This window comes from Cedecea neteri (assembly GCF_000758305.1).
Taxonomy (GTDB): domain Bacteria; phylum Pseudomonadota; class Gammaproteobacteria; order Enterobacterales; family Enterobacteriaceae; genus Cedecea; species Cedecea neteri_C.
Window position 1 is genome coordinate 1,055,860 of record NZ_CP009458.1, and the last position, 19,541, is coordinate 1,075,400.

Annotated in this window: 16 protein-coding genes; 3 read left to right on the forward strand and 13 right to left on the reverse strand. The window is 58.7% G+C overall.

Annotated elements, in window-relative coordinates; genetic code table 11:
- Nucleotides 1-15: 15 nt before the first annotated feature.
- The gene (locus LH23_RS04945; RefSeq protein WP_008457665.1) at nt 16-852 is read right to left on the reverse strand and encodes a protein bax; all 837 of its coding nucleotides are present in this window, start codon (nt 850-852) and stop codon (nt 16-18) included.
- 347 nt (nt 853-1,199) lie between these two features.
- Here LH23_RS04945 and LH23_RS04950 point away from each other — a divergent pair, with 347 nt between their 5' ends.
- The 3 genes from LH23_RS04950 to avtA all read left to right on the forward strand — a co-directional run bounded on the left by LH23_RS04950 (nt 1,200) and on the right by avtA (nt 5,636).
- Nucleotides 1,200-1,955: a hypothetical protein gene (locus LH23_RS04950; RefSeq protein ID WP_039289034.1), complete on the forward strand. Its 756-nt coding sequence runs from the start codon at nt 1,200-1,202 to the stop codon at nt 1,953-1,955.
- A 118-nt stretch (nt 1,956-2,073) separates the two neighbouring features.
- Complete coding sequence (locus tag LH23_RS04955; RefSeq protein WP_039289036.1) at nt 2,074-4,104, forward strand: alpha-amylase; 2,031 nt, start codon at nt 2,074-2,076, stop codon at nt 4,102-4,104.
- A 278-nt stretch (nt 4,105-4,382) separates the two neighbouring features.
- The gene (avtA, locus tag LH23_RS04960) at nt 4,383-5,636 is read left to right on the forward strand and encodes a valine--pyruvate transaminase (protein ID WP_039289038.1); all 1,254 of its coding nucleotides are present in this window, start codon (nt 4,383-4,385) and stop codon (nt 5,634-5,636) included.
- Between the two features lie 32 nt (nt 5,637-5,668).
- Here the strand turns inward: avtA and LH23_RS04965 are convergent, their stop codons facing one another.
- The 12 genes from LH23_RS04965 to LH23_RS05020 form a co-directional block, all read right to left on the reverse strand.
- A complete protein-coding gene (locus tag LH23_RS04965) occupies nt 5,669-6,691 on the reverse strand; it encodes a HoxN/HupN/NixA family nickel/cobalt transporter (protein ID WP_039289040.1) in 1,023 nt (340 codons plus the stop codon).
- Nucleotides 6,669-8,927 (reverse strand): carbamoyltransferase HypF, encoded by a 2,259-nt coding sequence (hypF, locus tag LH23_RS04970; RefSeq protein ID WP_039289042.1) that lies wholly within the window; start codon nt 8,925-8,927, stop codon nt 6,669-6,671. The genes LH23_RS04965 and hypF overlap by 23 nt, the downstream gene beginning before the upstream one ends.
- Nucleotides 8,928-9,007: 80 nt before the next feature.
- The gene (gene fdhF / locus LH23_RS04975) at nt 9,008-11,158 is read right to left on the reverse strand and encodes a formate dehydrogenase subunit alpha (RefSeq protein WP_039289044.1); all 2,151 of its coding nucleotides are present in this window, start codon (nt 11,156-11,158) and stop codon (nt 9,008-9,010) included.
- Nucleotides 11,159-11,195: 37 nt separating this feature from the next.
- On the reverse strand, nt 11,196-11,741 hold the full coding sequence (hydN, locus tag LH23_RS04980) for an electron transport protein HydN (RefSeq protein WP_008457677.1): 546 nt from the start codon (nt 11,739-11,741) through the stop codon (nt 11,196-11,198).
- A 314-nt stretch (nt 11,742-12,055) separates the two neighbouring features.
- Entirely contained in the window at nt 12,056-12,538 is a 483-nt protein-coding gene (gene hycI / locus LH23_RS04985) for a hydrogenase maturation peptidase HycI (protein WP_039289046.1), read from the reverse strand.
- Nucleotides 12,531-12,941: a formate hydrogenlyase maturation HycH family protein gene (locus tag LH23_RS04990; protein WP_039289048.1), complete on the reverse strand. Its 411-nt coding sequence runs from the start codon at nt 12,939-12,941 to the stop codon at nt 12,531-12,533. Before LH23_RS04990 ends, hycI begins: the two co-directional genes overlap by 8 nt.
- Nucleotides 12,941-13,705 carry an NADH-quinone oxidoreductase subunit B family protein gene (locus tag LH23_RS04995; RefSeq protein ID WP_008457680.1) on the reverse strand — a complete coding sequence of 255 codons (765 nt, stop codon included), beginning with the start codon at nt 13,703-13,705 and terminating at the stop codon, nt 12,941-12,943. The genes LH23_RS04990 and LH23_RS04995 overlap by 1 nt, the downstream gene beginning before the upstream one ends.
- A complete protein-coding gene (locus tag LH23_RS05000; RefSeq protein ID WP_038477388.1) occupies nt 13,705-14,247 on the reverse strand; it encodes a formate hydrogenlyase complex iron-sulfur subunit in 543 nt (180 codons plus the stop codon). Before LH23_RS05000 ends, LH23_RS04995 begins: the two co-directional genes overlap by 1 nt.
- Nucleotides 14,248-14,439: 192 nt before the next feature.
- Nucleotides 14,440-16,149 (reverse strand): NADH-quinone oxidoreductase subunit C, encoded by a 1,710-nt coding sequence (locus LH23_RS05005; protein ID WP_039289051.1) that lies wholly within the window; start codon nt 16,147-16,149, stop codon nt 14,440-14,442.
- 17 nt (nt 16,150-16,166) lie between these two features.
- Nucleotides 16,167-17,093, reverse strand: a complete 927-nt coding sequence (locus LH23_RS05010; RefSeq protein ID WP_039289053.1) for a respiratory chain complex I subunit 1 family protein — start codon at nt 17,091-17,093, stop codon at nt 16,167-16,169.
- A 9-nt stretch (nt 17,094-17,102) separates the two neighbouring features.
- Nucleotides 17,103-18,911, reverse strand: a complete 1,809-nt coding sequence (gene hycC, locus LH23_RS05015; RefSeq protein ID WP_039289055.1) for a formate hydrogenlyase subunit 3 — start codon at nt 18,909-18,911, stop codon at nt 17,103-17,105.
- Nucleotides 18,908-19,513 (reverse strand): 4Fe-4S dicluster domain-containing protein, encoded by a 606-nt coding sequence (locus tag LH23_RS05020; RefSeq protein ID WP_039289057.1) that lies wholly within the window; start codon nt 19,511-19,513, stop codon nt 18,908-18,910. Before LH23_RS05020 ends, hycC begins: the two co-directional genes overlap by 4 nt.
- Nucleotides 19,514-19,541 lie beyond the last annotated feature (28 nt).

The window sequence follows — 19,541 nt, forward strand, 5'->3', positions numbered from 1 at the left end:
CGAATGGGAGCAGAATTAATTCGGCAGCATTAAACGCTGGTTGCTCTGATACATCGCGAACAGGAAGTTATTATAGCTTGAGCCTTTCGCCGAATACCCTTTCAGCTTGTGAATCATATTATTAGCCGTCACTTCCTGATCCGCTTTACGCAGCTTGGCGCGCTCTTTACGGAATGAAGAATAGGCCGGATGGGTATTCAGGTTAGCGACGTAAGCATTCACGCCTTCATTCACAGAGCCGTAATGCAGGTAGCCTTTCACTTTACCCGGCTCACTGTTGCAATGGCGCTTGGTGCACTTCATGCCAAACAGGTTGTTGTTGCTGCGGGCAAGTTTAGATGTGCCCCAGCCGCTTTCGGCCGCTGCCATTGTCGCCACCATATTGGTAGGAATGATATCGACTTTTTCCAGCAGGCTGTTCCACGGCACGCGGTTGGTGTTACCGCGCCACGCCACCTTGTACCGCTGGGTGATTTCTTTCAGACGTGCACGCTCAGTCGGCGACCAGCGCTTTTCGTACTGCTTTGAAATCAACCAGTTACGGTCGGCAGTTATCGCTGCATTTTGGCGGGTAATATATGGCATGACCGTCCGGAGAAACGCTTTTTTCCTTGGTGTCCCGGAAGGGTATTTTCGCAAATCAGGAAGCGAACCATTTTCACTATTGCGAGAATACTCTTTTTTACTACTTGCCAGTTTACTGCTTACCGCTTTCTTGCTGCTTACTTTCGTTATATGGGCCTTGCTGTGCGATTTAGGCTCATGTTTACTGGCGAGCGCGTGGCTTGAAAAGCCCACGGTCAGCAACATGAGTATCGCGGCCCCGAATCGTCGGAATGGGGGTGATATCATTAGCTCTCCTGGTCGGATCGATCGTTTCCAGTGCCTTATTTTTTAAAAGGTTTTAGAAAAATAGAGGCGAATTATATCAAAATTAACCGCTCAGAGCACGTTTAGAAATAGTACTATTCCGAAACAATGTCACCTATGAACTTCTTATGGTGGTAAAAAGTATTGTAAAATTCGGGGCTTAATCACACTTCGCGGCACAGCAAAAAAATGTACTGTGAAGAATGATTCCCGCGTTTAGAGAGTGAGATTATTGATTATATTTTTAAGGTGGCGGCGGCAATAGCCTGACGGCGAAACGACCGGGGTTGAGGCGCTCAAATAACATTTGATACAGGAAAATTGGCAACATGAGCCTGGTGCAGAACCTGATAAAAAAAGCCTTTGCAACGGCGAACGCCAATGAAGCCGCCAGCTTCCTTGCCAGCGCATGCAACCGCATGAAATTGCATAATAAAGAGCAAATTCAGGCCGAGGTTAGCGCGGCATTAGTCAACGTTAATCTCGTGCGCATCAGTGAAAAGCCGCCGCAAACCAAAACGGTTTATCAGGACTCGCCAGAAACCCTCCGTCGCCTGAGAGAAGCAGAGTCTCTCTCCACCAGCCTGCTTGCCCAGCTACGAGAAGTCCAACAGCGCTCCGCTCAGGGCGACACCGTAGAAACGACTGCCCGTCTGCAACGCTATGAAAAACAGGTCACAGAGCTCCAGAAAGCGCTGAATATCAGCCAGGAAATGCACCTGAAAGAATCCGCCCTGGTGCGCAGCGTAATGCAGCGCGAAATTGATGAGCTTAAAAGCCTGCTGAACCGCCAGAAAGAATCCGGCTCCGGGCTGCAGGAGACCCATCAGCGGGAAAAAGCCGAGCTGCATCAGCGCCTGGAAGCTGCCGACGAACTCATAAGAACCCAGCAGGAAGCGCGCTACAAAGCAGAAGCGGAAGTGACGCTCCTGCAGGAAAAACTCGAGAATCTGCGAGCAGATAACCATTACAGCTTTGAGCAGTGCGAAACCCTGAACGCCAGACTCACCAAAACGATCGATGAGCTGCTCGCCACCCGCAACACGCTGAGCGCCCACTTCGGCCACTGGTTAACGAACAAATAAAAACGTTAACGCCGTCACTCACCCCGGCGGCTACACCCTGCAAAACGCATGGGCAGGATGAGCGAATGTTCGGCGGGGGATGGCAAACTGCGCAATAAATCCTCACTGGATGATGCGTATGAAACGACTTTCTCTCTGCCTGTTGTTCACGCCCTGCCTTGCCTATGCGGGCTGGAACACGCCGGGGCTTTCTCCTTTTCAGGCCACAAATCCAGGCCTGTTTACCAGCGCAACACACCTTGATAAAAGTACCCTTCCCCTCAGGCTGACGCAGGATAATCAATGCTGGCAGCCCTCAGAGGCCATCAAACTTAATCAGGTTCTGTCCCTGACGCCCTGCGCCGGGGATGCCCCGACTTGGCGGGTTTTCCGCGCCGGAGAGTACCAGGCACAAATAGATACCCGCAGCGGGACACCAACGCTGATGCTGAGCCTTCAGCCAGAGATAAGCAGTCAGCCTCAGCAAGCGGTGGCGCAGTGCCCGAAATGGGATGGAAAACCGCTCAGCGTCGATGTCAGCAGCACTTTTGATGAGGGGGCGATAGTGCGGGATTTCTACAGCGGGAATACGGCAACGGTAAAACAAGGCCACATCACGCTGAAGCCCGCGGTCGGAAGCGGCGGTTTATTGCTGCTGGAGTCCGTCGCCGTGGAGAAGCCAGCCCCGTTTAGCTGGCAGAATGCGACGGTTTATTTTGTTCTCACCGACCGTTTTGAAAACGGCAACCCGGCGAACGACCACAGCTATGGCCGCCATAACGACGGCATGCAGGAGATTGGCACCTTCCACGGCGGCGATCTCGCCGGGCTGGCCAGTAAACTGGATTACCTGCAGCAGCTTGGCGTTAACGCGCTCTGGATAAGCTCCCCGCTGGAGCAAATTCACGGCTGGGTGGGCGGCGGCACCAAAGGCGATTTCCCGCATTACGCCTACCACGGCTATTACACCCAGGACTGGACGAAGCTTGATGCCAACATGGGCAACGAAGCCGATCTCCGTCGACTGGTGGATGAAGCCCATCAGCGCGGGATCCGCATTCTGTTTGACGTCGTGATGAATCACACCGGATACGCGACGCTTGCCGACATGCAGGCGTACCAGTTTGGCGCCCTCTATCTCAAAGGCGATGAGCTTAAAAAAACCCTCGGCGAGCGCTGGACTGACTGGAAGCCAGCGCCCGGCCAAAGCTGGCACAGCTTTAACGATTACATCAACTTCAGCGACAAAACTGCATGGGATAAGTGGTGGGGCAAGGCCTGGATCAGAACGGATATTGGCGATTACGACAATCCCGGCTTTGACGACTTAACCATGTCGCTCGCCTTCCTGCCCGATTTGAAAACCGAAGCAACCGCTCCGGCAAAATTACCGGTGTTTTACAGCCATAAGCCGGATACCGCCGCGAAGGCGATACCGGGCTACACGGTTCGCGATTACCTGACTCATTGGCTAAGTCAGTGGGTACGTGACTACGGCATTGATGGCTTCAGGGTCGATACGGCAAAACACGTCGAAAAAGCGGCCTGGCAACAATTAAAAACGCAGTCCAGCGCGGCATTGGCCGAATGGAAGCAGGCCAACCCGGACAAAAAAGTCGACGATGCGCCGTTCTGGATGACGGGCGAAGCCTGGGGACACGGCGTGATGAAAAGCGATTACTACGCCAGCGGCTTCGACGCGATGATCAACTTCGACTATCAGGAACAGGCGGCCAAAGCGGTGGATTGCCTGGCGACGATTGACCCGACCTGGCAGCAAATGTCTGACAAACTTCAGCAATTCAATGTGCTGAGCTATATCTCCTCCCACGATACCCGCCTGTTCCGGGAGGGCGGACAAAAAGCAGCGGAGCTATTGCTGCTCACGCCAGGCGCGGTGCAAATATTCTACGGGGATGAAACCCAAAGGCCGTTTGGCCCCACGGGCTCTGACCCGCTGCAGGGGACCCGTTCAGACATGAACTGGCAGGATGCCACCGGCAAACAGGCCGCAACGCTTGCCCACTGGCAGAAGCTGAGCCAGTTCCGCGCCCGTCACCAGGCTATTGGTGCAGGAAAACAAACCACCTTGAGCGTAAAACAGGGCTATGCCTTTAGCCGGGTCAGCGGGGATGACAAGGTGATGGTGGTGTGGGCGGGCAATCCGTAGGCGTTAAAGCCCCTCACCCCGGCCCTCTCCCCAGAGGGGCGAGGGAGAAAAGAAACGGCAGGGTAATTATTCATCCCCTCTCCCTCCCTGGGAGGGGGTTAGGGTGAGGGGAATAACGCCACATCCATGAAAAGAGCTCCCGGCTTCAACACATCCTGCTGCACAGCACAAATCACACAGCATATTCGCCAACAGTGGATATGCTTACCGGGTTTGCACGGCGTTATTTGTAGCGCTATGGTTAGCCTCTTTTCAAAAGTATTCAGCAGACCCACGTTATGACGTTTTCACTTTTCGGCGACAAATTCACCCGCCATGCAGGCATCACCCGCCTGATGGAGGATCTCAACGACGGCCTGCGCACGCCAGGCGCCATCATGCTTGGCGGCGGCAACCCTGCGCAGATCCCGGCGATGAACGACTACTTCCAGCAGCTGCTTTCCGAGATGCTGGCCAGCGGTAAACTGACCGACACACTATGCAACTACGACGGTCCGCAGGGGAAAAGTGAACTGCTAAAATTGCTTGCCGGTATGCTGCGTGATGAACTGGGTTGGGACATCGAACCACAGAATATTGCACTAACAAACGGCAGCCAGAGCGCGTTTTTCTACTTATTCAACCTTTTCGCCGGACGTCATGCGGATGGCCGCACCAAAAAGGTGCTTTTCCCGCTGGCGCCAGAGTACATCGGCTACGCGGATGCCGGACTTGAAGAGGAGCTGTTTGTCTCCACCCGTCCGAACATCGAATTGCTGCCGGAAGGCCAGTTTAAGTACCACGTTGACTTCGAGCACCTGCATATCGGCGAAGATACCGGCATGATCTGCGTTTCGCGTCCGACGAACCCGACCGGCAACGTGATCACCGACGAAGAGCTGATGAAGCTGGACGCGCTGGCGAACCAGCACGGCATTCCGCTGGTGATCGATAACGCCTACGGCGTGCCGTTCCCCGGCATCATCTTTAGCGAAGCCCGCCCGCTGTGGAACCCGAACATCATCCTGTGCATGAGCCTGTCCAAACTCGGCCTGCCGGGCAGCCGCTGTGGGATCATTATCGCTAACGAGAAAATCATCTCCGCCATCAGCAACATGAACGGCATCATCAGCCTGGCACCGGGCGGCATTGGCCCGGCCATGGCCTGCGAAATGATTAAGCGGAACGATCTGCTGCGCCTGTCTGAAACGGTTATCAAGCCGTTCTACTACCAGCGCGTGCATGAGACTATCGCCGTGATCCGCCGCTATCTGTCGCCGGAACGCTGCCTGATCCACAAACCGGAAGGCGCTATTTTCCTCTGGCTGTGGTTTAAAGACCTGCCGATCACCACCGAGCTGCTATACCAGCGCCTGAAAAAGCGCGGCGTGCTGATGGTGCCGGGCGATTACTTCTTCCCGGGGCTGGACAAGCCGTGGCCGCACACGCACCAGTGCATGCGTATGAACTATGTGCCGGAGCCGGAAAAGATCGAGGCGGGGGTGAAAATCCTGGCCGAAGAGATTGAGCGAGCCTGGGCGGAAGCCGAGTAACAATAGAAAACGGGGCGTAATGCCCCGTTTTTTTATCTCACCACTAAAGTGTCGTAGCCTTTCCAGCGGTAGTTCAGCATTGAAATCCCCCAACAGGCGATAAACAGCCCGACCACAACGAATCCAGCGTTGCCGAGGTTATCGTTGAGCGCGCCAACCCACTGCCAGATCCCGCCCTCAAGCTGGAATTTGTCTGCCAGCAGGCCCAGCGCTTCAAGCCCGCCGATAAACAGCGCCACCACCACAGAAGTGCCGGTAATCGTCATGTTGTAGTAAAGCTTGCGCTGCGGTTTGTTAAACGCCCAGCCGTAAGCGCCCACCATAATCACGTTGTCGAGGGTATCCACCAGCGCCATGCCGCTGGCAAACAGCGCCGGGAACACCAGAATCGACCAGATGGACATGCCGCTGGAAGCACTGGCAGCAGAAATGCCCAACACGCCAATCTCGGTGGCGGTGTCAAAGCCGAGGCCGAACAGGAAGCCGACCAGGTACATGTGCCAGCTTTTGCCGATCAGGCGGAAAACAGAGTTAAACAGCCAGCTCATCATGCCGCCACCGGTCAGTTCCGTCGCATCTGCAGCCAGTGGTTCACCGCGTTTAAGCTGGCGGAAGTTGCGCCACACGCCACGCAAGATAACCAGGTTGACCAACGCCATCGCCAACAGGAAGCAGGCCGACACGGCGGTGCCGATCACGCCGCCAACGTCGTGAAACCAGTCCATTTTTTGCTGGAAGGCTGCCGCCGTGGCTGCAATGGCGACAGAAGCCAGAATCACAATGCTGGAGTGGCCCAGCGAGAACCAGGCTCCCACGCCAAACGGGCGCTTGCCCTGCTGCATCATTTTGCGGGTGACGTTATCAATCGCGGCGATATGGTCGGCATCCACCGCGTGGCGCAGGCCGTAACACCAGGCCAACAGGCTGGCCGCCATCAGCGCTGAGCTGTGGTTAAACGCCGCCAGCGCCCAGGCCCAGGCGGCAAAGTTAGCCGCCACTAAAACCGCCAGCAGCAGGCCGGCGCGCGGGTTGTCACGAAGAACACGCATTAACATCTTTTTTATCCTTGTGGTGATTCAAATAGCGGGCAGCGGCAACCACTGCCTGCCCCAGGGAAAGCGCCCCGTCACCGGCCGGAAGCCGCGTCGGGAAGAGAGTTGTAAAATCGGAGAGGTAGAACGCCAGGCGCTCGCGCAGCAGGCGGTTGTGCAGCACGCCGCCGCAGCAGGCCACGGTAGTCACGCCGGTGAGCAAGGCATGATGGCGAACCAGCGCCGAAAGGCCTTTCGCCAGCGCATCGTGAAACGCCCAGGCTCGCGCTCCGGCCTCACCCTGCCAGCCAAACCATTGCCGCCAGAAGGCCGCAAGGTCGAGATGACCGTTCACCAACGGCATCGTGACAGGATGTGAGCAGGGGCCAGCGTCCAGCGCCAGGGCTTCAAGGCGGCAGGCCGCTTCACCTTCATAGCTTTGTTGGTAAGGCGCGCAGTTGAGCGCGGCGGCAACGGCATCAAACAGTCGCCCGCAGGAGGAGGCCAGTGGGGCATTAACTCCGCGAGCTACTGCTTTCGCCAGCGGTCGCCACGCCTGCGCCCGCACCGCTTCCGTTTCAGGATAACGCTGCCAGCCGGGTACAAACGCCTCACACTGGGCCAGCAGGTTACGCCAGGGTTGCACGGCGGCCAGATCTCCCCCCGGCAACGCCACGGCGGGTAGCCCGCCGAGAGAGACGCAGCGCCGGTAATTCACCAGCAGGCATTCGCCGCCCCAAAGCTGGCCAGCCTCGCCATAGCCAATGCCGTCCAGTGCAAGAGCAATCACGTTGCCGCCGTTCAGCGGCCAGCCGTGTTCGGCCATGCAGGCCGCCGCGTGGGCGTGGTGATGCAGCACTTCGGTAACAGGAAGCGCCATGTCTTGCCCCACCTGCGCGCTGCGGTAGCAAGGATGTGCATCGAGCGCGACATGCTCCGCCTTAAAGCCGTAGATCTCGCTCATTAGCGCCAGCGCACTTTGCCATTGAGCCTCCACGCCCTCCTGAGCCAAATCGCCAAAATGCTGGCTCAGCACCGCCTGCCCGCTGCGAACCAGGCAGAAGGTATTCTTGAGATCGCCCCCCAACGCCAGAATCGGCGGCAGGTCTTTAAAGCCAGCGGGCAAAGGAAACGCATCCGGCACAAAGCCTCGCGCACGGCGCAGCATTTCGCCGCTGGCTCGCATCACCGAGTCGTCCATGCGCTGAAGAATGTCGCGGTTATGCAGCAGAAGACCGTCGGCAATATCGCCCAAATCCTCAAGTGCCTGAACGTTGCCAATGGCCGGTGGCCTGCCGTTCAGGTTCCCGGAGGTCATCACCAGCGGGCCACCAAAGTCCTGAGCCAGCAGGTGATGGAGCGGGTTAGCGGGCAGCATTACGCCGGCTTCATTTCGCCCCGGCGCCACGGCAGCGCTCAGCTCAGGCAGAAAATCACTCGCCACCAGCACCACTGGCGCTGCGGGCGTTGAAAGCAGCGCCACGGCCTCATCAGGCAGCCCTTCGGTCGTGGCAATCATCACCGCCAGCGGTTTGGCTGGCCGCTGTTTACGCGCCCGGAGGCGTTCAACAGCGGCATTGTTACGGGCATCCACGGCAAGATGAAAACCGCCCAAACCTTTAACCGCCACGATTTTACCTTCGTGCAGCGCGGCAACGGCTTGTCCGATCGCCTGGTCGCCGTCCAGTCGTTGCGCGCCTTGCTGCCAGTAGATCTGCGGCCCGCAGTCCGGGCAGGCTACCGGCTGAGCGTGAAAACGCCTGTCCATCGGGTTGCGATATTCTTCATCGCAGGCCTCACAGAGCGGAAACGCCGCCATCACCGTGGACGGGCGGTCATAAGGCATCGCCCGGATGATGGTGAAGCGCGGCCCACAATGGGTGCAGTTGATAAACGGGTAGCGGTAGCGGCGGTCGGTCGGATCGTTAAGCTCGCGCAGGCATTCCGGGCAAGTGGCGGCATCTGGCACGATTTGGGTGTCCATCGCGCCGCTGCCGCTGTGGCGAATGCTAAAGTCCAGGGGCAAAGCGTTCCAGGTCATAGGCTGCTGCGCCACGCTGTCGATGCGCGCCAGCGGCGGGCAATGTTCGTACAGTTCGCTCAGAAACGCTTCCGGGCTGACGGCCAGACGAACCACAACGCCCTCGCTATCGTTGCAGACATCGCCCACCAGCTTCAGCCGCTGCGCGATTTGCCAGACAAAGGGGCGGAAGCCGACGCCCTGCACTTTGCCACGTATGCGGAGCTGGGTGCCCCTCACCCTAACCCTCTCCCCAGAGGGGAGAGGGGACAAATCGAGTTCAGACTTCACGATTCCTCCATTTTGGGTGAGGGTAAAAATCACGCTTCCACCGCCTCGCGCAGCCGCGCTTTCATGCTGTTATAGGTCGTTTGCGCATAGTTCTCCGCCCACGCCTGATCCTCAATCGCGCTAACGTTCACCGCGCAATATTTGGTTTCCGGCGTTTTGGAGATCGGGTCGAGATTGTCCTGCGTCAGCTCGTTGCAGGCGCCAATCCACCATTGATAAGTCATGTAGACGGAGCCTTTGTTGATGCGCTCGTTCACGTCCGCGCGGCTGATAACCTTGCCGCGGCGCGAACTTACCCAGACCAGTTGCCGATCTTTAATGCCTAACGCGTCCGCATCCAGCGGGTTGATTTGCACAAAACCGGGTTCATCGGCGAGGGTTTGCAGCGCGGCGCAGTTGCCGGTCATCGAGCGGCAGGAGTAGTGCCCGACTTCGCGGACGGTGCACAGCACCAGCGGATAGCTGTCGTCAGGCACTTCGGCGGGTGCACGCCAGGCGGCGGCAAACAGTTGCCCTTTGCCGCTTGGCGTGTCGAATTTGCTCTCTTTGTAGAGATACGGCGTGCCGGGGTGGTCCAGCGTCGGGCAAGGCCACTGCACATGTCCCATATCGCCCATTTTTTCGTAGGTGACGCCGTAAAACAGCGGGCACAGCTCGCGCAGCTCATCCCAGATTTGCTGGTTGTTTTCGTAGTGCATCGGGTAGCCCATCGCCGTCGCAAGCAGGCTGATGATTTCCCAGTCGCGCTTCACGTTGTACTTCGGCTCGATGGCTTTCTCGAAACGCTGGAAGCCCCGGTCGGCACAGGTAAAGACGCCGCCGTGTTCGCCCCAGGACGTGGCGGGCAGCAGCACGTCGGCGACTTCGGCAGTTTTGGTCATGAAGATGTCCTGCACCACCACAAAGTCGAGTGCCTCAAATCCTTTGCGCACCAGGCCCAGGTCCGCTTCGGTCTGGAGCGGATCTTCGCCCATGATGTAGTAGGCTTTGACCTTGCCCTCTATCGCCAGGTGCGGCACTTCGGTAATGCGCACGCCAACTTTGTCATCCATCACCGCCGGGTCAATGCCCCAGGCTTTGGCAAACTTCGCGCGCACCTCGGGATCAACCACATCCTGGTAGCCGGGGAACTGGTTAGGCAGTACGCCCATGTCGCAGGCACCCTGCACATTGTTCTGGCCACGAACCGGGCCAACACCGACATTTTCACGGCCCAGGTTGCCGGTGAGCAGCGCCAGGCTGGACAACCCTTTGACCACGTCCACCGCCTGGCCGAACTGAGTTACGCCCATGCCCCACATGATGGTAGCGGATGGCGCTGCGGCGAAGGTGCGCATCGCCTGGCGAACCTGCTGAGCCGGAATACCGGTTAAATGCTCGACGTCCTCCGGTGCGTAGCCCTTCACGGTTTCGCGGTAGGCATCAAGCCCTTCTGCATATTTGGCGACGTACTCTTTGTCGTACAGCTGCTCTTCCAGCAGGACATAGCCAAAGGCGTTCACCAGCGCCATGTTGCAGCCGTTTTTGATTTGCAGATGCTGGTCGGCAATGCGGGCGGTTTCGATGCGGCGCGGGTCGCAGACAATGATTTTCGCGCCGTTGCTTTTGGCTTTAATCACCCGGCGAGCCACGATAGGGTGCGAATCGGCGCAGTTGTAGCCCACTACCAGCAGGCATTTGGAGTTTTCGATATCGCCGATGGAGTTGCTCATCGCCCCGTTACCCAGCGTTGCCTGCAGCCCTGCAACTGAAGGGCCGTGGCACACGCGGGCGCAACAGTCGACGTTGTTGGTGTTCAGCACCGCACGGGCGAATTTCTGCATCACGAAGTTGGTTTCGTTCCCCGTTCCGCGTGAAGAACCGGTAGCCATAATGGCGCGGGGGCCGAACTGCTCTTTGATCGCCTTCAGGCGCGCAGCGGTATAGCTAATCGCCTCTTCCCAGCTTACCGGCTGCAGCTTGCCGCCCTTCTCGTAGCGGATCATTGGCTGCGTCAGGCGTGGGGTCAGCAGCTTGGTGTCGTTAAGAAAATCCCAGCCGTAGTAGCCTTTCAGGCAGAGTTCGTTCTGGTTAGTCACGCCCCCGGCCGCTTCGGCACGAATAATTTTGTTGTTCTCAACGACCAGTTTCAGTTTGCAGCCGGCCCCGCAATAAGGGCAGACGCTGGTAATTTTTTTCATCAGTAACAGACCTGTTAAAAGTTGAAATGCAAAGGGATTAGAAAGTCAGCGCCGCAGGGGCATCTAACGCGGCGCGGCGACGTTTTTCCGCGCTCATTTGTTCCAGCCGGTTACGGTCCACGCACAGGATGGCATTGGTCGGGCAGGCTTCCAGGCAGGCCGGTCCAGCCTCGCGGTGGTAGCAAAGGTCGCATTTGTTGGCCTCGGCTTTTTCCGCCATCACGTTCAGCCCGGCTCCGCTGTTGCGAATGACAGGCCGCACGACGACCTCCATCGCGCCATAAGGGCAGGCAACGACGCAGGTTTTGCAGCCGATGCAGCGTTCCTGCATGACGTGTACAAAGCCCTGGTCACGACTGATGGCGCCGTTAGGGCAGACGTTGGCGCAGGGAGCGTCCTCGCACTGGCGGCACATGGTGGCGGTAGAGACATTCACGCCTTTGATGACGTGAATACGTGGCAAGAAGGTTTGTGGGGTCAGCGCCGAACAGTCCTGGTTCTCCTGGTGAGAGACCACGCACGCCACCTCACAAGTGCGGCAGCCAATGCATTTGCTCGAATCGGCAATGATGAAGCGGTTCATCATAAACTCCTGCAATAAGTGTGTTATTGCGTGGGGTTATTCATAAAACGTGCCAGGTTTGCAGGCCGCGTGATTATTGGGTTTGGCGAGAGGTAAGAGGGATATTCGACACTTTTGACGATGTCATTTTGGTAACAGTAGTCATTAATGACCCTCACCCCGGCCCTCTCCCTGGAAGGGAGAGGGGGAAAAGAATCGGGCCCTTTCTCACATGTAAGCACGGGAAAAGAATCTGGCCCTTTCTCCCATGTCAGTGGGGGAGCCGTTCTGATCCCCTCTCCCCCATGGGGAGAGGGTTAGGGTGAGGGGAAAAACTAGAAAGGCGCTTCACTCTCTTGCGGGGCCAGCAACTCATACCCGCCAAAACCCGTCCACGTCGCCAGCCGCTGATAAACCTGCTCCACCGCCGCTTTCACCGCCTCCGTCATCGGGTAATAAAAGCCGACGATATCCGGCTGAATGCCGAGGAACACCACTTCCCCCACGTCATCTTTCAGCTGATCGACCAGATAATTAAGCGGCATATTGTGGGTAGTCATCATAAACATCTCGGCGATGTCGTCCGGGTCAATGACGCGGATCTCGCCGGGGTTAAGCATCATGTCGGTGGCATCCACAATCAGCAGCAATTCCGGGCGGAGTTCGCGGATAGCAACCACGTCGTTTTCAGGCGCGCTGCCGCCGTCGATCACCACCCAGTCGCCCTGCGGAGAAGCCTGACACTTCTCTGCCAGCAGCGGGCCTGCCCCGTCATCGCCCATCATGCTGTTGCCTACGCAAAGCAGTACCTTAGTCATAGCGTCTCCTTACCATCAGGTAGATGGCGGGTTCTTGTTGAATGGCCTGCAGCATGTCGAGCAGTGCCTGGCTCCAGGCCTGCTGTTCCGGGGTCTGCGTCGGCTTAGCGGCATCCAACGCCCGGGCCAGCATCACCACGTGGTTCTGATCAATCACGATTTCGCCATAGCGCGGCACGCCGTTCATTTTGCGCCAGGCCTCGCCGTCAGCTTCAAGCGTGGCAATCCACGCCTGATAGGCTTCCAGCGGGCAAACAAGGCTCTCTTTCAGGCAGTCGATCACCCCTAAATGGTGGCCAATCGCCAGGCTGTAGTAGACCACCTGCTGAGCGTCAGCCGGGGTGTTGTCGTTCTCGTCGACAAACTTGCGGCTGAGCTGACAGAACACCACCGACTCGGTCATTACACGCGCTCCTGATGAACCAGTTGCTCAAGGTTAGTGACGATTTCCGTCAGGCGTGGGTCGTTTTCCGCGCTCAGCCACTGCTGAACGGCGTCGCCCCCGGTCGTCAGGTTAGTCATGTAGCTGTCGGCAATCTGGCGGCCATAGCGGTAACCGGCCAGGCGGCGAGCGGCGCGGTCAATGCGCACACGCAGCGGCTGAACCATATCCGGGTGGAGGATTTTTGCCGGCTCAACGTCCAGCTCGCTTGCCGGGCGCGCATGGATTTTTTGTTCCAGCAGGCCAAGCGCCATCGCGAAGCCGTACAGCGTGGCGGCAGGCGTTGGCGGGCAACCGGGGATGTAAACATCGACCGGCACGATTTTGTCGGTCCCGCCCCAGACGCAGTAAAGGTCGTGGAAGATCCCGCCGCTGTTGCCGCAGGCGCCGTAAGAGATGCAGATTTTAGGATCGGGCGCCGACTCCCAGGCACGCAGCGCCGGGGAACGCATCGCGCGAGTCACCGCCCCGGTAAACAGCAAAATATCGGCATGGCGCGGGGAGGGAACCACTTTGATACCAAAGCGTTCTGCATCGAAAAGTGGCGAAAGCGTAGCAAAAATCTCGATTTCACAGCCGTTACATCCGCCGCAGTCCACGCGGTAAACGTAGGCGGAGCGTTTGATGTTTTTCAGCAGCGATGCCTTCATGCTGGCGATAGATTCGTCCACCGTCATCGGCACCGGAATGCCGTTGTGGTCGCGCGGCCCCAGTAGGTTACTCATTAGCTGGCCTCTCTCATCTGACGGCTAAAGTCGATCCGGTCGGACGACACCAGGCTTTGCTGGCGCTTGCAGTCCGGGCAGGTTTCAAATGCCCCACGGCGGCTTTCCGCGCGGGAATCGCCGTTGTGCTCAAGCAGCGCAATGGCGTAGTCGATCTCTTTTTGCACGGCAAACGGGCGGCCACATTCTCGGCAGTTACACAGCGGGAAGCTGGCCTGCTGCAGGAAGTCGGCTTTGTTCCATACCGCCAGCTCGTACTGCTGTGAGAGCTTGATGGCAGCCGTCGGGCAAACCTCTTCGCAGCGCCCGCAGAAGATGCAGCGTCCGAGGTTAAAGCTCCACTGCAGTTGGCCAGCTGCAAGATCGGTCTCAACGCTCAGGGCGTTGGACGGGCAGGCGTTCACGCAGGCTGCACAGCCAATACATTGCTGTGGGTTGTGCTCGGGCTTGCCGCGAAAATTCGGGTCGACGGCAATGGGCTGGAGCGGGTAAGACTCGGTTGCCACGCCGCCCTTGATGGCTTTTTTGATGAAGTTAAACATGCGTTTTCCTTGTTTGCCTGGTCTTAGAACAACCCCTCACCCTAACCCTCTCCCCTGAGGGGAGAGGAGACAGATCGAGTACGATTCCACCTACTCCCATAAGAAGCGAGAGACAGATCGAAGCCGGTTTTCCCCCTCTCCCTTCCAGGGAGAGGGCCGGGGTGAGGGTCAGTCACCGACCAAACACCAAAATCATTTCAGCGGCGAATTGGAGCGCTCAATGCTATAGCGCTCCAGCTCTTTGTACGGCACCACCTGGCTTTTCTTCTTGCGCACGTCCACCACCGTCATGCGGTCGGTACAGGAGTAGCAAGGATCAAGGCTGCCGATAATCAACGGCGCGTCCGACACCGTATTGCCGCGCAGCATATAGCGCAGGGTTGGCCAGTTGGCATACGTCGCCGCGCGGCAGCGCCAGCGGTACAGCTTCTGGTTGTCGCCGGTCATGCTCCAGTGAATATCGTCCCCGCGCGGTGCCTCTGAGAAGCCCAGGGCAAAGCGGTTTGGAATGTAGGTAAAGCCTTCCACGGCGAGCGGGCCGCCCGGCAGGTTATCCAGACCGAAATCAATCATGTTCAGCGCGGTAAAGACTTCATTGATGCGCACTTTCAGGCGGGAAAGCACGTCGCAGCCGTCGAGGCTGTGCACTTCCATCGGCAGCAGACCGTAACCCACAAACGGATGATCGGCGCGGGTATCACGGGCGTGGCCGCTGGCGCGCACCATTGGGCCGACGTTGCTGAAATCACGGGCGATTTGCGGGTCAAGGCGGCCAATGCCGACAGTGCGCTGCTCAATGTTCGGTGTGCTCAGCAGAATATCCACCAGATCTTGCACTTCCCGCCGCATTTGCTGGGCGAGCTGACGGGTCTGGATCATGTCGTCTTTCAGCAGGTCGCGGCGGATGCCGCCGATCAGGTTCAGGCCGTAGGTTTTGCGCGCCCCGGTCAGGATCTCCGCCATCTTCATCGACATTTCACGCACCCGGAAGAACTGCATAAAGCCGGAGTCGAAGCCGACAAAGTGGCAGGCCAGGCCAAGATTCAGCAGGTGGCTGTGCAGGCGCTCAACCTCCAGCAGGATGGCGCGAATCATCTGCGCGCGCTCCGGCACCACAATCCCCATCGCGTTTTCCACCGAGGTGGTATAGGCAGTGCTGTGGGCGAAGCCGCAGATGCCGCACACGCGGTCGGACAGGAAGGTGACTTCGTTGTAGCCCATGCGGGTTTCCGCCAGCTTTTCCATGCCGCGGTGGACGTAGAACAGGCGGTAGTCGGCGTCGATAATGTTTTCGCCATCAACGAACAGGCGGAAGTGGCCGGGTTCATCTGAAGTGACGTGCAGCGGGCCAATCGGCACCACGTTGTTCTTTTTGGTGCCCAGTTCGTTAATGAACTCGTAGGTCTCTTTGTCGGTGGTTGGCGCGGGGCGCTGGCGGTAATCCATGCTGTCTTTACGCAGCGGGTAGAGATCGTCCGGCCAGTCATCCGGCAGCACCAGGCGACGCTCATCGGGCAAGCCAACCGGCTGCAGGCCGTACATGTCACGGACTTCACGTTCGCCCCAAACGGCAGCAGGCACGCGAGGCGTGACGGACGGGAACTCCGGCTTGTCGGCGTCCACTTCCACACGCACGGTGATCCAGCACTTCACGCCGCTTTCCATCGACAGAACGTAATACACCGCGTAGCTGCCGCACAGCTGGCGCTCATCGTTGCCAAACAGCACCGAAAGCCAGCCACCCTGCTGGTAGTAAAGCCACTCCACCACCTCCGGCAGCATATTGAGCTTCACGGTGACGGTGATTTGGTCTTTGGTCTGCCAGGCTTCGTCGATCACCGCATTCGGGAATTGCTGATGCAGCGCGGCGAGATAGTGTTGACCAATTTTTTCTTCAGACATCGATAGGTTCTCTTAAATCACGCCGCCAGCAAGGAGACGAAGGCTAAAAAGGCAAAGCCAAAACCGGCCCAGGTAATACGCGAGGTTTCAAGCATCCGCAGGCGCGCCATGCTGTTTTCGAACAGCGCGATAATCAGCACGCCCGCCACCAGCTTCACAATGGCCAGCACCAGGGCGAGGACAAGCCCACCCCAGCTAAAGGCGCTCATTTGCCCCCAGGGCAGGAACACGCCAACAAACATTTGCAGCACAACCAGTTGTTTAAAGGAAATGCCCCACTTCAGCACTGCAAAGCCCGCGCCGCTGTATTCGGACAACGGCCCTTCCTGCAGCTCCTGCTCGGCTTCGGCGAGGTCAAACGGCAGCTTGCCCATTTCAATGAAGGTGGCGAAAGCGCAAGCCGCGAAGGCCAGAATCAGCGTCAGACTTTGCGCCGTCGGCCAGGCGTGAATAGCCCCGGCGATATTGCTGATGTGCGTGCTGCCGGCCACCTGCGCGGCAACCCACAGGCCAAGCAGCAAAATCGGCTCAACCAGCACACCCAGCATGGCTTCACGGCTGGCGCCAATGCCGGTGAACGGGCTGCCGGTGTCCAGCCCGGCGATGGCGAAGAAGAAGCGGGCAATGGCGAACAGGTAAATTAAGGTGATCAGGTCGCCTAATGACGGCAGCGGCGAGGCAATCGTCACTACCGGCAGCGCGGTGGCGATGGTGAGCATCACGCCCACCATCACAAACGGCATCAGACGGAAAACCCAGCCAGAGGCGGCAGGGGCCACGCTCTGGCGGCCCAGCAGCTTGAACAGATCCCGGTATTCCTGCAGCACGCCGGGGCCACGGCGGTTATGCAGGCGGGCGCGCGTCACGCGGGTAATCCCGGCCAGCAATGGGGCGGCAAAAAACAGCGCCAGCGCCTGGATAAGAGCGAATAAAAACGTAGTCATATCAGTTCCTCAGGCAACCATCGCCACCAGTAAGACCGCCAGCTCAACCATCGCAAAGCGGCGGAACGTGCCGGACAGGCACTCGCACTGCCAGCCAGGGATCCACTTCACCGGGTTCAGGGTTTGGCGAAGCTTAAGCAAAGGCGCAAACGCCGCTTTTACCGGCTGGGCAAAGCCCGTCGCGGTGATCACCATCGCCTGTTCGTGGTCGTAGCCGCAGACCCAGGCCGAGCCACGAGAGCGGTTTGGCAAACGGTCGCCGCGGAAAACGATCATCAAAATAAACGGCAGCAGCGGAGAGGCGAGCAGCAGCAGCGTTATCATCGGCTGAGACACGGCGGTATGCGCCGGTTGCAGAGGCAACGGTACGGCGTGCTGAAGCAGAGGCAGCAGCCATGGGGCAGCAACCCCGGCAACCACGCAGCACGCGGCAAGCAGGGCGACGGAGACGTTCATTAGCCACGGCGCAGAGGTCGCGTTTTCCGCTTGCTGAGTACGGGGCGCGCCGAGGAAGGTGACGCCATACACTTTCGCCATGCACATCACCGCCAGCGCGCCGGTGATTGCCAGCCCCACGGCCAGCAGCGGCCCGATAAAGCGGCCCACAAACAGCGGCAGGCTGCCGAGACGGAAGAAGGACTGGTAGATGACCCATTCCCCGGCAAAGCCGTTCAGCGGCGGCAGCGCGGCCATCGCCATCAGCCCGATCAGCATCGCCAACGAAATAACCGGCATGCGTTTACCGATCCCGCCCAGCTTCTCAATATCCCGATGACCGGTGCGGAACCACACCGCGCCTGCGCCGAGGAACAGCGTGGTTTTAAACAGGCTATGGTTGAACAGATGATAAAGGCCGCCGGTCATGCCCAGCGCCACCAGCACCGGCTCATGCAGCGCGATACCGATCAGGCCGCAGCCCAGACCCAGCAAAATAATGCCGATGTTCTCAAGGGAGTGATAAGCCAGCAGGCGGTTGATGTTGTGCTCCATCAGCGCATAAAGCCCGCCGATAAACGCGGTAATCATGCCGACCACTACCACCAGCACGCCCCACCACAGCGGCAGCGTATTACTGATAAGCGAGAAGCTCATGATGCCGTAGAGGCCGATCTTCAACACCACGGCGGAGAACAGCGCGGCGGCTGGCGCGGAGGCATTCGCATGCGCCTGCGGCACCCAGCCGTGCAGCGGAATAATCCCGGCAAGCAGCCCGAAACCGAGCAGCGCGAGGATCAGTACCGGAGCCGGCAGCGACGCGCCGTTGAGGAGATGACGCAGATCGCCATAGCCCAGGGTGCCGTAGCGCTGCCACAGCAGCCAGCAGGCGATGACCAGCAGCACGGTGCCGAGGCGACCAAGCGCAAACCACAGCTGCCCGGACTTCTGGCAGCCGGTGAGAAAATACCCCGCCAGGGAGATAATTTCTGCCATCGCTACCAGGGTGACAAAGTTGTCAGCCACCAGCGCAGCCACGCTTGCCGCCAGGATTAAGTTAATCAGCAGGCCGTTGGCTTTTACCGCCGGATGGCGATGCCAGGCGCAGTTATAGACGGAAATAAACAGGCCGCTAATCGCCACCGTCACCAGCCAGACGCCGTTAAAAGCGTTGAGCTGCAGGTGCCAGTGCCAGATTTGCGCATCGCCGCTGAAGCCCAGCAGCGCTTGCACGCCCGCAATCAGCAAAAGTACGGCGCTGATTGCACCGCCAATACCGCCGATAAAGCCGCTAACGGGCTTTGAAAATGCCAGAACGCCGGCCAACACAGCGCTGGTGACAAATCCCAAAAGCGCCCAGTGAATCAGTAAAAAAGCATTCATTTTCTCGCCTCTGGCTGGGTAAACAGGGTCAAGTCGCCGAGCGACGCGCCAAGAGTCAGTTCACGTTTGCGCTTGCTGGCCTGGGCGATGTCTTTGTTGTCGATCAGCCGCAGCGCCTTGGTCGGGCAGGTGCGAATGCAGGCCGGGCCGCTTTCGTCGAAGCTGCACAGATCGCATTTCACCGCGATGGCGCGAACGCCGGGAACCCAGTCCAGCAGCGGGCTGACGCGAGCCGGGGCCGGAGGCGCAGGTGGCGCTTTCGGGCTGTTCACGTTGGCGGGAATATGCAGCGGGCGGCTGCCGGAAAATTCAATGGCGCCGAACGGGCAGGCGATGCCGCAAAGTTTGCAGCTTACGCACAGGCTTTCATTCAGCTGCACAGCGCCGTCCACGCGGGTTATCGCGTTGACCGGGCAAACCCCGGCGCAGGGGGCGTCCTCACAGTGATGGCACATCTGCGGCGCAGATTCATTCAGGTTGCGCATGACCTTCAGACGAGGCATGGACTGCAGGCCGTGCAGGCGGTGCGTCTCAGCGCAGGCCGCTTCGCAGGTATGGCAGCCCATACACAATTTTGAGTCAGCGATTACAAAACGGTTCACCAGTTCTTCCTCAGGTGACAATCGTCAT

Excerpts from the sequence above, each read along its gene's own strand:
- LH23_RS04945 (WP_008457665.1), bottom strand. The coding sequence starts at position 852 with ATGATATCACCCCCATTCCGACGATTCGGGGCCGCGATACTCATGTTG.
- LH23_RS04950 (WP_039289034.1), top strand. The coding sequence starts at position 1,200 with ATGAGCCTGGTGCAGAACCTGATAAAAAAAGCCTTTGCAACGGCGAAC.
- LH23_RS04955 (WP_039289036.1), top strand. The coding sequence starts at position 2,074 with ATGAAACGACTTTCTCTCTGCCTGTTGTTCACGCCCTGCCTTGCCTAT.
- avtA (WP_039289038.1), top strand. The coding sequence starts at position 4,383 with ATGACGTTTTCACTTTTCGGCGACAAATTCACCCGCCATGCAGGCATC.
- LH23_RS04965 (WP_039289040.1), bottom strand. The coding sequence starts at position 6,691 with ATGTTAATGCGTGTTCTTCGTGACAACCCGCGCGCCGGCCTGCTGCTG.
- fdhF (WP_039289044.1), bottom strand. The coding sequence starts at position 11,158 with ATGAAAAAAATTACCAGCGTCTGCCCTTATTGCGGGGCCGGCTGCAAA.
- hydN (WP_008457677.1), bottom strand. The coding sequence starts at position 11,741 with ATGAACCGCTTCATCATTGCCGATTCGAGCAAATGCATTGGCTGCCGC.
- hycI (WP_039289046.1), bottom strand. The coding sequence starts at position 12,538 with ATGACTAAGGTACTGCTTTGCGTAGGCAACAGCATGATGGGCGATGAC.
- LH23_RS04990 (WP_039289048.1), bottom strand. The coding sequence starts at position 12,941 with ATGACCGAGTCGGTGGTGTTCTGTCAGCTCAGCCGCAAGTTTGTCGAC.
- LH23_RS04995 (WP_008457680.1), bottom strand. The coding sequence starts at position 13,705 with ATGAGTAACCTACTGGGGCCGCGCGACCACAACGGCATTCCGGTGCCG.
- LH23_RS05000 (WP_038477388.1), bottom strand. The coding sequence starts at position 14,247 with ATGTTTAACTTCATCAAAAAAGCCATCAAGGGCGGCGTGGCAACCGAG.
- LH23_RS05005 (WP_039289051.1), bottom strand. The coding sequence starts at position 16,149 with ATGTCTGAAGAAAAAATTGGTCAACACTATCTCGCCGCGCTGCATCAG.
- LH23_RS05010 (WP_039289053.1), bottom strand. The coding sequence starts at position 17,093 with ATGACTACGTTTTTATTCGCTCTTATCCAGGCGCTGGCGCTGTTTTTT.
- hycC (WP_039289055.1), bottom strand. The coding sequence starts at position 18,911 with ATGAATGCTTTTTTACTGATTCACTGGGCGCTTTTGGGATTTGTCACC.